Annotated in this window: 9 protein-coding genes; all 9 read right to left on the reverse strand. The window is 34.2% G+C overall.

Annotated elements, in window-relative coordinates; all coding sequences use genetic code 11:
• Positions 1-229: 229 nt before the first annotated feature.
• The 9 genes from AC4MC0_RS16160 to AC4MC0_RS16200 all read right to left on the reverse strand — a co-directional run bounded on the left by AC4MC0_RS16160 (position 230) and on the right by AC4MC0_RS16200 (position 13,849).
• The gene (locus tag AC4MC0_RS16160; protein ID WP_068557562.1) at positions 230-1,576 is read right to left on the reverse strand and encodes a hypothetical protein; all 1,347 of its coding nucleotides are present in this window, start codon (positions 1,574-1,576) and stop codon (positions 230-232) included.
• Positions 1,576-6,468 carry an AAA domain-containing protein gene (locus tag AC4MC0_RS16165; protein ID WP_068557560.1) on the reverse strand — a complete coding sequence of 1,631 codons (4,893 nt, stop codon included), beginning with the start codon at positions 6,466-6,468 and terminating at the stop codon, positions 1,576-1,578. The genes AC4MC0_RS16160 and AC4MC0_RS16165 overlap by 1 nt, the downstream gene beginning before the upstream one ends.
• Before the next feature lie 884 nt (positions 6,469-7,352).
• A complete protein-coding gene (locus AC4MC0_RS16170) occupies positions 7,353-8,645 on the reverse strand; it encodes a type VI immunity family protein (protein ID WP_068557583.1) in 1,293 nt (430 codons plus the stop codon).
• Positions 8,646-8,663: 18 nt separating this feature from the next.
• The gene (locus tag AC4MC0_RS16175; RefSeq protein WP_068557558.1) at positions 8,664-9,677 is read right to left on the reverse strand and encodes a nuclease; all 1,014 of its coding nucleotides are present in this window, start codon (positions 9,675-9,677) and stop codon (positions 8,664-8,666) included.
• Between the two features lie 15 nt (positions 9,678-9,692).
• Positions 9,693-10,217: a PAAR domain-containing protein gene (locus AC4MC0_RS16180; protein WP_227541503.1), complete on the reverse strand. Its 525-nt coding sequence runs from the start codon at positions 10,215-10,217 to the stop codon at positions 9,693-9,695.
• Between the two features lie 59 nt (positions 10,218-10,276).
• Positions 10,277-10,441: a hypothetical protein gene (locus tag AC4MC0_RS16185; protein ID WP_164743260.1), complete on the reverse strand. Its 165-nt coding sequence runs from the start codon at positions 10,439-10,441 to the stop codon at positions 10,277-10,279.
• 266 nt (positions 10,442-10,707) lie between these two features.
• Complete coding sequence (locus AC4MC0_RS16190) at positions 10,708-11,316, reverse strand: sortase family protein (RefSeq protein ID WP_068557554.1); 609 nt, start codon at positions 11,314-11,316, stop codon at positions 10,708-10,710.
• Positions 11,317-12,039: 723 nt separating this feature from the next.
• On the reverse strand, positions 12,040-12,570 hold the full coding sequence (locus AC4MC0_RS16195; RefSeq protein ID WP_068557550.1) for a hypothetical protein: 531 nt from the start codon (positions 12,568-12,570) through the stop codon (positions 12,040-12,042).
• Entirely contained in the window at positions 12,563-13,849 is a 1,287-nt protein-coding gene (locus tag AC4MC0_RS16200; protein WP_068557548.1) for an AAA family ATPase, read from the reverse strand. The genes AC4MC0_RS16195 and AC4MC0_RS16200 overlap by 8 nt, the downstream gene beginning before the upstream one ends.
• Positions 13,850-14,190 lie beyond the last annotated feature (341 nt).

Genomic DNA, 14,190 nt, shown 5'->3' on the forward strand with positions numbered 1-14,190 from the left:
TAGGCATAGCTTTACAAATAAAATGGACTGCCTCTCAATACATATAAACAAATTTAATAAACAGCTAGTCTTGTTTACGGATGATTAAATCACTGTAAAGTAACAAATAAGTATTTTATTTAAACATGCTTGAGGAGCCTTGAGTAGATGCTCAAGACTCTTTAAGCTGCAAAATAGATTAAAAATATGAATTCAATAAAACATACAATCTATTTAGGAAATTAGTGAATCATTTAACAGTGATAACACCATAGCATGGTCCTCGTTCTTCATCCGCTTGTTGCTTCGATTTAGCGAATACATCGGCAAAACCATTCACTACATTTAAATCAAGTGTTAACTCGCCAATTGGTACAGCTGTCAGGACAGGTGCATCACTGTCATGTACATGGGCAATCACAATACAAAACTTGTTTTTAACAACAAGTATCTCAAAATCACTATTAAATAAGCCACTTTCATCTAATGCAAGAAACTTCCCACTACAGAATAGAGGGCGTTCAATATGATTATTCTCCCATGGTGCATTCTTCAAAGATGTGCATGGAAGAAACATTTTTAAATCATAGCTTTCAGAAGTAATTAGTTTATTCAAGAAATTCTTAAAATTTGTTGATTGACCAAAAAAAGGATTTGATGGTGTTAACCAATATAAATCTTGAACACTTTTATCTTCAGCACATCGTTCAAGTAAATTTAGGAATTTTTCTTGATTACTTGGCTCATAAATAGGTCCTATAATTTGGTGTTCTGTTCGTTGGGCTAAGCACGTTAGATCGAGTTTTTCATTTTTAAAAAAATTCTTAATCTTCAATGACTCAAGCATTGGATTATGTGCCAACTCGGCTTGAATTGATTCGATATTATCCACTTTTATGCTTTGTAAAGTTGAATTAACCATTTCAGTAAGGATGGTTGTACTGCTAGGTAGGTGACTAAAACAGCTTTCAACGTCATGAACATCAGTAGTTAATTGATCACCTTGTAATTTAAGTGACAAATCAAGATTTACTCGATTAAAGAGTTGGCGGTCTTTAATAACTTTATCAACTTTATAAAGTTGGGGGTGATCTTGATAAAATGTAAGTATGCCATGCTCAACATAGCTATAAAATTTTTTTTGGAATGCAGCCTTAGCAATTTTTTCTGATTCAGAGAGCTGATCTTGATCAGCTTGGATCTGTATACCATTATGACCTGAATATTCATAAGATAAAACTGGATCAAATCCAATCAAATCATATATTACTGAAACTGTACGATCTGAGATTTGCTCAACTTGAGGAATATCTGAGACAGATTTAAAGTAACGCTTGGCTGATTCAGATAACTCAAATAAATCATTTTCAGTTGACTTAATTTCATTCTTGGCAAGTAACTCATTTAAAAGTATAGTAATTTCGTTTTGATCTAGATTTAAAAAGCTGGCCAATTGGACCGAGCTACATGGACCCAAACGCAGAGTACGTAAAAGTATAGAATGAACAAAGTCTAAGGGCTTTTTACCTGAAAAACTAAAATCAATCAAAAATTTTTGCGCAGGTAGTAATACATCAACATCATGATAATTCAACATTATTTTTCTCCTTGTACGTTTTCATTACGACGTTTCAGTATTTTGTATTCTGGTTGGCTCAAACGTTTTTTGATGTAAGCCAAAGTTTTATATAATGGGCTATTTGAATTCTTCTCATGCTCCCACATCTCCATAGCACCAAAAATCACCAAGCGATCCATAGAGCGGGATAATGCAACATTCACACGATTTTCTGAAGCTAAGAATGCACTAGAGAAGTCTGGAGTATTTCGTGTCACAGAGAACACAACAATACGGTTTTCTTTACCTTGATAACTATCGACAGTATCAATTTTTACTGAATTTTGAAGTAATGTAGAAAAGTTGCCAGCAGCAAAACGTTTTATAAGCTGTTTCTTCTGCTCTGCATAGGCACAGATAATTCCAATAGCAGCTTCATCTTTTTTAACGTTTTGATTCACACGCTCTAATAACGCAGGATCAGAGTCTATACGACGAAGGAAATTCATAATTTCGTTTAATTCATGAGGATTATATAAGCTTGTTTTTTCATCTGAAATTTTTTGATGAAATGCTCCCTTACCACCTGTATCGACCCAAGTAACAGTTGATTGTAGCTCTTTCACTTTATTTGAGTGATAAATCGAAGGGACTACACGTTTTGAATTATCCTTTTTATCAAAAGGCGGTTCACAGACAGCAGTTTGTAATTTACCCTCATAGAAGCAATCAGATACTAAATTCCCAATAGCTGGAGCCATACGATATTGTTGTAATAATTGGGCACTAATTCTTTTACCATAAGGTGAATTAAAAACATGTTCAAAATCGCTTTTTAAAACATCGTCTAACTCTTTATGGTTTGAAATGCCTAACTTCTTTTTCAATAAATTGCTATGTTCACTAGTATATAAAGGTGGTAATTGTTTGTGATCCCCTACTAATACAATGCGTTTACCAGTTTGCATTGCAATTGCAAGTTCAGATGAAGTTGAACGTGCTGCTTCATCAATAATTACAAAATCGAAAACCTGATTCGAAATATCGACACTGTTATTAGCAATACCTACACATGTACCGCAAACAATCTGACGTGTTTGGGCTAAAAAACGTTCATAATGAGCATAAGGAGCATCTATTAAAGTTTCACAATCTTTGGCTAAGCGAATTAAAGCTTGTGCTTTTGCTGAATTTTCTGGATCAACTGCATATTCTTCAGCTAAAGCATTCATCACAGCATTTTCAATAACTTCCCAAAAAGCCTCACTTGTTATATCCAAACCAAGATCATCAGTATCTAGTTCATATATTTTATGAAGACTTTCTAATTTATATAAAACAAATTGCTTAAAAGCAGCTGGTGATACAGTACCAGCATCCTCTTCATCACTAATCTTAGAACGTGTTTGTTTAACTTTTTCGAAGATTTCAACTTTTACGCGAATCAAATCAGTTAAGTAATCTTCTTTGAGCTTAAGATGAGAACCTAAAGTTAAAATACGATGTATTAAGGTTTCTTGGAAAAATGCCTGCTGTGATTCAATGATTGAACCAGAATAGGTATCTAACAAATCCTTTGATACAAGTTCAGCCTTATTACTAATGCGCACAATACTGACATCTTGTTTATGACTAGTGAAACGTTGACGAATCCGCTCTACAGTTGTGTTTACTGCTTCATGTGATTGACTTACTACTAAGATATTTTTTACCAAGCGATGATGGAATAAGTAATGAACAAATGCTGAAATGAACTCTGTTTTACCTGTCCCTGGAGGACCTTGTAATACATTTACTGGGCCACTAGTAATAATCTGTTCAAATGCTTGGCGTTGTGTTGCATTTAGAGCAATAGTTTTACCCTCTCTAGTTGTCGAGTTATAGTAATCAAGTTGTTGATCACAAAAATCTACATCATATTTAGCCACTTCAGCACTGCTATTTTTTTCGAAATATTCAATCAGATTTGGAATGACTGACCGATTTTTTAGGATATTATCAATAGCTATCTTACGCCTACGATTAGAAGATTGTTCTGCTATATTCTGCAAAGTAAGACGACTCCCTTCATTTAATCGTGTTAACTTACAGTTTTTAATGTAAAGTGCCCCTCTGGTCGATTTGATCATATCAACTTCACCAACAAGTTTAGTCTCAAATTCACCATCTCTATTTTCAGTAACTAAAAGAGCTTGAACCTTATCTTTTTTCTGAAAGCGATCTAACACATCATTACTTTCAACCGGATCATAATTAGCTTTGTAATAGTTAATATAATGATTAGAACGAATTGGTTTTAGAACATCAGTAAGCTCAACAATAGGTAATGCTTCTTCTTCAGTATCTTTAATTAAACGCCACAATGCTTTAGTCGACATTTCATTAGAATCAAGAATATCAACGACTTCTTCAGAGAACTCAACATACTCTTTAGATGAATTTTCTTCTGTCTTGAACTCCTGTAGAGCATGATTAAAGTCATCATTTTGGATTAAAAAATCACTTAACCATGGAAGAGTACTTCTGTAAAAGCTTCGTTCATCTTCAACTTTAATACGGATGTTTAATTCAAATACGGAATTATCAATAAATTTTTTATTAATAAAGGATTTTTGTTGTACATATCTAGGTCTCAAGCCCGGATTTTGTTGGTAGTCAGTATAAAAGAAACTTACTTTTCCACCTACGCCCCAAAGCTCAACTTCTAGATCCCTCCCTGATTGTTGTTTAATATGCCCATAAATTTTTCCGTTATCGGGCAGAATATAATTAAAGTTATTTGGACTAGAATCGTCATCACCATTAGACCAACCTGCCCCATTGACGATCAGAGTAGGCACTTGTTCTTCTTGACCTTCTACCAACAGCGTATCGAGAAAACGACTTAAATCGAGATATTTACCTTGTTTTTGTTCAAACTCAAGCAAAAATGCTTCACATAACCAATCAAAATCCTCATATTCAAGTTCCTCCCTAAATAGAGCGTTCAACATTTGTAGTACAGCATAATTATCACGCTGTTGTACTGTTGGCATATCCACGTCACTTGGATCAAGCGAACCTTGATGTGCTGGTTCAGGTTCGAGTACATTACTTAACTTAATGGTTAAATCAGCCAAATCAACATGAACTGTCTCACCAGAAAGTTGACCATAGCCATATTGTAAATGATGATAATGCTGTAAAGCCTTAATCAAGTTCACTGCAAGTTGTTTTTTATCTTCAAAGCATAAACTCCCTAAGTCACAATCATTCCATCTAGGTGTATTAATAGACTGAATTACAGAAAAAAATATTTTCTGATTATCTTGATCAATAATCCCAAAAGCAGTAATTTCAGGTATATAACTTTTTACTCCTTGATTCTTAAGAATATCTAGTTTGTCTAGTTTCGCTTTATAATATAAACAATCATAAGAAGACAATGGATTTGGAAGTGTTTCAAAGACAATATTTGAATACTGCTCTAGACTCTCATTCCTAATATAAGAACTCAAAATCTCGGGTGATACCTGATGTTCAATATCTGAGGGAGGGCGTGAGTTTAAGAATGCTGCTAAAAAATCTGATGCATCTGTATATGCAAAATTAGCAGCTTGACTGAATAAGTCAGTCAGCCAGTCAGAATGATTTAATGCTTTAAATGCACTAATACTGTGAGGAGTAACCTTAAGACCCTCAATGATATGCCAAGCAAGACAAGCAATCCAAAAAACATCTTTCGTATACGGTGTTAATGAATATTCATCAAAGATATTTTGATTGAGTAATGGCAAAATAGTACGTACAGCATTATCGACTTTGAAATCAGGGTTAAATGCCGATGTAAATTGTGAAAGCTTAATTTTATTAGTACTATCAACCCAAATGCTGAATGAATTCAAGTCACCATGAGCAATCCCAAGCTTATGTAACTCACTAACTACATAGATCATAGACTGAATTAAGTCTAATTTTTTTGTTGTTAAACCTTTTGGACACGTTTCTAAATATGATTTTAGTGTTATATGGTTGGTATCCGGTAATTCGATGACTTCATCATAGTATTGATCTACATTGTCTTGGGGATTTGTTTCTAAAGAGATAAGGCATTTTTCGTAAAGTTGGGGGTTTTTAATTTTGATACTATTTACGGTATTAATCCCATTATTAATAATAGCTTTACGATATTTATCAGTTACCGTATGAGAGAAAAAATCCCATTGCTTAATTACAGCATTATCATTACCCATAGATTCAGCACTATAGACTTTATAAAGCTTACGAGAATGCATGATTAATAGTGAGCCTAGTTCATAACCTTCTATAGATTGTGATGTTATTGGTTCCATATTGTGAGTTAATATTTTAGTCAAAACATCAAAATCACGATTAAGTTGCTTTGCATTCATTGGTAATGGTTTTTTGCTTTTAGAAAAATGAAGATAAAAATCTTCATTAGGAATTAATTGACAAAAATCTTCAAATGATAAAATACGATCTACAAATGGTATCCCATTAAGTGCAGACCAATCTGCCTTACCTGTCATTACTACTAAATTCAAAACTTTAGGTAAAAAATGGGGGTTTTTTACTAACTGATCAGCATTATGGAGTTGATGTTTAATAGCTTCGATTTCTGTTGTTAATTTACGAGCTTTTTTTCCTCCAATAGTTAGAGGTGAAGGACTAAGACGTTCGTTATTTACCCACCAGTTATTATATTGGTCAGATGTAATCTGGCCATTAACGTTACAGAATTCTACGCATAAAATATTTGCATTCGTTAAAAGCACTAAGTCATATTGTTGCTTTTGATTACCAAAAGAACGAGCAAAGAAAGAGAATCCTTGCCATTGCTTGTTTTTAGGTTGTTTTTGAATTTCTATATTGAGTTTAGAAATTAAATTTTTTTGCTGTGCTGACAAATTTGATGCATTGATTTTAATCATGATTTTACCTAAATAAATCAATAATTTATAAATAAAATATATAGAACATAGAAATCCAATGATCTATAGACTTAAGTACGCTTTCTTTTGAAATTTTTTTTAAGATTCAATGATCTTAATGTGCCAATAGAATGTAATATTAATGACATTAGTAATTTGTCATTTTCAATCAAGCATTAACTACGGCTTGGTCAAGTTGTTTATTTTTTCAGGTTGCCCTCTATTTGATCTACATATATAAGACTTTACGCCCAGATAGTTATTTTATCAAGACAAGAATTCAATATTTTAGCCTAAATCTTTAAAATCACTAAAACCCCTTTCAACCAAACCCACAACAAACAGTTAAAAATCAATATCTTGAAATCAAATAGGAATGAAAAATCTAAGTATATATTTTCTCCAAATACATCATCAAATAGTTCATTCGGCCAAGATAATGATTATACACTTAGGTAATTTTTAGTATTGCCTAGATAAAATCTCCAATCATCAGAAGTTAATTAGATCTTTAGCGTTAGTCAAAATTTGAGCAGGCACGACCTTTGATTTATAAGGTATTATATAACGTCCAAATGATTAAAAAACTTACTTTCGCAAGAGGTTTAGGGAATAAACATACGTGAGATACTCCTAATACTATCGAAGTATCTAGTCAGTGGTGGGGCCATCTGGTTTTAAAGGAGTGATGTAATGGGACGATTGCCACCAAAGCTACTGTGTAACACTTCAACCTTGCTAAAATTTTTTGATTCGTTTAGCAATTTGTATCTCAGTTAAGTTACTTTGAGACTTAGCCATTAAAAAGCCTAGCATACTTTTTCAAAGCAGCACGTCTAGGCTTATTGTAGTTAAAATTATTATTTCTGATCGTAGATAGCAGCCTATTTGACCTTAACTGTCTCATATACCAAATGCCATTTAATTTTCTTGGCTTGTTTTAAAATCGCATGGTCATAGAACTCAAGAAAACGTGGGGCAATATCACCTTTGCGTAAAACCACATGTTGTCGATAGTCATTAACATCATTTGGTTTGTATTCATTGCGATCTGCGTAACCAACATATACTGGTTGACCATCCAAATCGACTTGTTCATCATAACGATAGATACCTTCTATTTCACAAGGTCGGCCAGATTCCAAATAGATATTCTTTTTTGGTGGCTCTCTTTCTTCATAATGCCCACGATCAGGAAAAACATCTGGAGCATCTAATCGACAAATCCACTTACGGCTTGCTTCTACATCCAAGACTTTATAGTTATTTCCAACATCATAACTAATTGACCAATATGATCCGTTTCTTAATGGGCGTAATGCCTTGTTCAGATTAAAGTAGCTCTCTAAAACTGGGAGATTACTTGGAAGCAATTGCGGGTAATCTTCCAGTTGAAACAAGAATCCATGTTCCTGCTGTTGAGGATGTAAATTAAAATGTTCACAATATTGGGGAAAGGTTTTAGGCTCACAAATCCGCTGTACCAAGGTATTGTTGATATAGGTAAGCCAATCAATACTTTTAATTCCATCCTGAATTCTGCTAGTTTCTCTAATACCTGCCCCTTGGTAGATTCCCCAAAATCGTTCACCTTGAGCAAGCGAATAATCACCTACACCCATTGGTCTATAAGGTAATGCTCCTTGAAACCCTGCTACCGCATGATATACCCCAAGTTTATCAATACACGTCTGAATTAAAGACATCAAAATCTGTTTGTGTCCCTGATCAAATATGAGTTTATTTGGCACACGAAAAGTAAGAGCTGAGCAATCAAGAAGATGTCCCTCCCAACCTCTATTGGTAAAGGCTGAAAGCATATATTCTGGGGCTTCATCACGATCACCTGATGCACATCGCCATTCAATTTGGTCATCAGGATGTGGATTTTTTGCAATGACTTCCCGAATGGTTGGCATCTCTGCCATATCGGTATAATGAACTTTACCTTGTTCATCAAAATTAAGCCCCCAAGTAAAGTATTCAGCATAATGGCGATTATATTCTTCAATACATTCTGCCAATGCTTGGCGTTTTTCTGGAGTATGACCTGCAAAATAAAGGAAGTGTGCTTGAAACTCTGCCCCTGCAATAAACAATGAAGCTTGGTCTTTACGATGTTCAGTCCACTGGAAATCTTTAAAATATGGATCTAAATCTTCATAACTTTTAATAATCACGTTTTCTATCCTAATTTATGAATGTGCCAAAGTTGCAAAGCCTGTAATCAATAGACCTCCACCCACTGCTTCAGCAGCACCACCAATTGCACCTGCGGTTGCAACAGCCCCGCCTGTTACTGCGCCTGCCAAAACTACTGTTCCACAGATAAATACGCCTGCGATGCCCACACTGGCAGCAATAGGAATCATCATATTGTGATACTCCTTTAAAGGAACTAATTTTCGATAAAAAATCACTTTTGGCGATGGTGGTGCAATCATGTGACCTAACCCCCCCAACATAGGTATTCCTTTTTTGGGAGCTAAACTGAGCGTGGTAGGACGAAAGATCGCACTTTTATATGGAGTCGGATTTTTAATTGGTGGGTAAACAGGAACAGGTACACCACCATTTGGTGGTTTCCGTGTCTCACAACTACAATCTTTATCTGATACTTCTCTTACCTTGTCTGGCGCTATCTGCTCATAAGCTCTATATTGTCCCTCAGCCCATTCATCTTTACCAAATTTAATTTCAACCAGACGTTCAATATTATTTCTTTCAGGATAAAAGCGTTTCCAGTCAATTGTACCCGACATTCGCATTTCAATAATTTCTGCGGCCTTAATGGTTAAAATCGTGACGTCAGGAATACGAAAGTCACCTTTAGATAATTGTTCAATCTGCTTTTGCGCTGCGCCCAAAGGAAAGCTAGAAGGTCGGTGCATCCGTTCTGGTTTTTCACTCATAAGTGGTTTGGGAGGGCGCATACGCATGTTATAGCCGACCTCTGCTAGATATGCCCATACTCCGAAATTTGCCTCAGCCTCCGCTTGAATTGCTGTTGTGACGGTGCGCTGATAAAGATTTTGTCCTGCCTTACCGATTTTAGGGCTTTTATTGGCCGCACAAATATGGGCACATAAGTATGTCTTATTTGTTCCGGTTTCCAGTTTAATAACAGTACCTTTGGTACTGGTTTTAGTTTCTGATTGTCCTGCTTTTTGTTCACTGGAACTACCTGAACCTGATTGATTCCGAGCCATTATTATTATCCGAAGTTACTTGTCTGTAATATGGTAATTGTCAAACTCTGTTTCTTCCTCATCATCAATAACCTCAAAATTGACAGGAAGTTTTTCATGTGTCCAGAGATGATCTGTTTGCCCCTGTGCATTGGTATACCCCTCAATGATAGAACCATCGTCAGCAGATAATCTGTATTTCTGGTTCACTACAGGTTTGTTTTCATCATCAAGTAGGGTAAAAAACTCATGATGTTTTTGGGGTTTTGACATGACCTCTTCTGGAACATCTGAACTACAATTCCCATCAGACCATCCCATCAGGTTTTGACTGGCAACCACTTTATGACCACAGCTTAGTAAGCACCCATCATAGGCAATTTGTTTGCCATGATCGAGATGCCCAGCCCAACCTTGCAAAATTGTTTGTGGCCGATTACAGCAGATGGCCTTCATTCCCATGGACGCAACTGGTCGCCCTAAAATAATCGTCTGAATATTACCCTCAATTACAACGCCTCCACCTGTCGTTCGATCACCAAGGCAAACGTAGTATTTCATCACTTTTATCCCTATACCGCTTGTCTAAGTTTTAGTTATTAAAATTAGAAAAATTAAAGTTAATTCTTAATTGGATAATATTCATCTTCATAAGCTTCAATCAGTGTGACTAAAGTCTCCATTTCCTCAGCTTCAGGCGTACCTTTATCTGCTTGAAAAATACTTTCTAAGCGAATAAAAGCATTAGTAAGATCATCATCATTTCTAATGAATTTAATATTCACTGACATATCCTTATTCGTAAAATACCCTCCAATTCCTAATATCCAAAAATAGGAGGATAGGCATTAATATAACCACAATATTATAAGATTATTATTTCTGTTTTGTATAATAATCCTCGCCATGCAGATTATAGTCATAACGTGAAGTTCGATTGATCTTGATAATACGGTTATTATCATTCACCAGAACCGCAACATCCCGCCATGTGGACAGATGGCATAATTTCTTTTGAAATCCTCAAGTTTTACTACCTTTCTAATATTTATTATTGATAATGATCAGCCGAGAGTAACTGGCGGATTTCACTTGCCATTTGAGGACTACGCCAAGGGAATAACACTTTTAGGCTATAGTTAGGTTTGAATTGATCTCTTGTCCCAATATTGACTTGGAACTCTCGCTTCATCGGTGTTCTATGCTCACGCTGATTAATATGTGTTCCCATCATCGGGTTACTAATCACTGTAGTTGTGGTTCTGAAGCGATCTTCGACCAAATTGTAATGGCCTACAGAGGTAATATAGTCAAAAGGATATTTGACTAGGCGTTGATCAGGCTGATCAAACAGGATGATGGTCTTATCCTGACTGTTAATCCATACTCCACGATTTTGATAATTAAAGGTTTCACCCTGACGTTTCAGTTGTTCGGTCATCCCATCGAAGTAGGTATTTCCGTATTGATAGAGGTAGTAAATGATCACAAACCAGAATAGGTCAAAGCCAAAGAAGATATAGGCGAAAGCGCCAAAGGAAAAAATTTTGGCGACAATGAGAAAAATCACAATTGGCAAGACCACACACTTTAAAAATAGCTTAGATTTCTGAGGACGGTTTTCGATTGGGATGATTTTTGGTTTAGTTAATTCAGTCATAGTTATTCCCACACATGTTCAATGTAACACTTCACAATCACAAGGGGGATAAAAGAGTAAATTTTTTATAGGCGTGACTTAGCCATCCACCTTATGAATTGTTCTATTTAAAAATGGTGCTTTTATACAGTTAATTAAGAATTAGCTCTGTATTCCCCATTGTCTGAAAGAACGAGGCTGAGCATGTGGCGAGGCACAGATGAGAAAAAATGAATGAGACATGATAAATTCCTATATGCAAATAAAGGTTCTACCAAATCACTGCTAAATGAGGGTGGCAGAACAAAGAGGGGGTTAGCAGACTGGGCATATAGAACCAGCACGCACGAAGCGTCCCCCTCCCGTTCTACCGCAAAGGGGGAACACGAGGGTTTCGCACATAAACCCACACTTCGAAAAGTATGAATCAGGTACGCTATACGCCACGGTCTGCTAAAACCGACTGACAATTTAGGTCAGCAGAGGGATGATAAATTTAATTACCCCCTCAGTCAATTACCCTAGAGTCAAAAAATTAAGTAATTTCCTTTCATATTTGAAGCTAAAAACTATTCACTTTAAATAATGATTATTAAAAAAATCCAGAATAGTTAACCGATCTTATAAACTATAGAGATTTAAATCAGATACCACATTAATTTTTAAAGTAGTCTACCACGTAAAACGGTAGACCAAACTAAAGTATCTCGACAAATAAGCTAATATAGATTCTTCAAAAAGCCTTTAACAGTCTAACTCTGCAAACTCTTCTTTATAAAATTCAACTGGTTCAGTTATTATTTTTGAATAAAAATGACCTAACTCCTCATTCTTTTCTTCCAAACCAAATTTAGGAATATTTGACTCTATGGCATAAGGGTTGAAATATCTGGCTCTAGGTTTTTTATATACAACACAGAAAATATACTCAACATCTTTAGGGTAGAAACCATTTAGTAACTCCTCTTTTAATATCTTTGTCCCGCTTTCAAACTTACGTTTCATTTGAGATTTATCAATATCTGAAGGATTTTGATTTTTAAACTCTATAAAATAAAGCTTTTTATTTCCAACATAGATAGCATCAGGAGATGCAGGCAAGAGCCTTTGGTCAAAATTTTGACGTACGTAACTATCAAAATCATAAATAACTCTTAATTTTTCATCTTCACATAAATACTCATTGTTTGTTTTATCAAAGCTTGTTTCTTTTAATGTTGACTCATGACTTTCTAAAGTATTAGATAAAAATTCTTTGATACAATATTTATTCATCTTTTAAAATTTCTCTATCCATTTTTCTAAATACTTCAAATGGCTCAGATAAAACCTGAAATATTTCTTCAAGTTTATCTTTGTTTTGAATTGAATTCTCTTTGGCTAAGTAAAAGCTTGATTCTTTTTCTAAACCTGCTAAATCCGAATATCTTTTAAGCGCCTCTATCATATATGGACTATGTGAAGAAACAAGAATATAAACTCCTTGCTCAGCAAGGTCTATTAAAATTTCAGCTAGTTTTAATTGCCATTTTGGGTGTAAATGATTTTCAGGTTCATCAAAGACCAACAATGACTTTTTATTAATAAAATCATTACTAGATAACAATTGAAGAATACCAAATACTTTAATCCCACTAGCTGTATTTCTTATTGGGACTGAGCTTCCTTGATCTTTCTTAAAAATAAAGTCTTTCTCTCTATTGTCATAAATAATTTCACCATTTACAACTTCACGTAATTTTCTTTCAACTAATTTATTTATATTCGTATCAAATAAATCTCCAAATGGAGGTTCTATTAGTTTATCGAATAAATCTTTTGTATGAAATGTTGTATATGGAATTCCTAAATGAGATAGAGTTCGTTTTTTTAAATTAAAAGCCGATTTACTTCTAATTAATAAATCATGATTATTTAGAATTAAAGGAGTTTCAATAAATGTTGCATCCTCTAAAACAATAGGCTCCACATTATTAACTAAATGTATTTTATTTTTAAATATTTTAACTTCAATTAACTTTATGTTTTGCTCATAGAGTCCAATAAAGCCTTCATCCTCGCCATCTAATAGTATACGAGAATCGAATTCGGCTACAAAAACCTTATTTAAAGCATTTTCCATTAGTTCACGAGTATCCTCTGGCTTTTCTATCATTGCCAAAATTTTATCTCGTAGATTAATGAATTGATGTAAAGTTTCAGTCTCAAGAAAAGAATTTTTTAACTCATCAATAATTTGATTTAATGCATCTATTTTAGTACTAAAATCATATTCAGAACTTTGTAATGTACGTAGAGTATCGCTTTTAAATTCATAACGCTCATTAGACAAAGTTCTTAAAAAGAAAAATACATTTCTGAACTCTTCTTCTATTCGATATTCTTTCGACTCTTCCAAATCTTCTCTATATCTATTGATGGCTTTTACAAGACAGAATATAACCTTACCAACAGTACTTTTACCATTATCATTTTCACCAGCAATTAAGCTTAATCTAGATAGCTCAAGCTCCGCATCCTTAAGCAATCCTATATTTTTTAATATTAATTTCATTCAATTAAACCCTATTGGTTATACAACATACTTAGTTAGTTATTTCTACTATGGTTAAATATAGTTTTCTTTATACATATCTACATTTACCAATCTGTTCAAAACAAAATCAACCAAGAGATGTCTCCAAATTAAAGATTTATGTACTAGGATACTTTTGAGAGGCTATACCACATCAAAACTACTCGAAATTAAGAAAAGTATTTTCTAGAGGAAAAAGTTAATAATATTAACTCACTCTTCGTCTAGACTTAATTCTATATGGAACAATCAATAACATGATTACATCATCATGTACATTCCATAATTTCAGAATCTTTCCTAAACAAATTTAGAGTAAA

The organism is Acinetobacter sp. CAU_H_S139_7 (assembly GCF_058599305.1).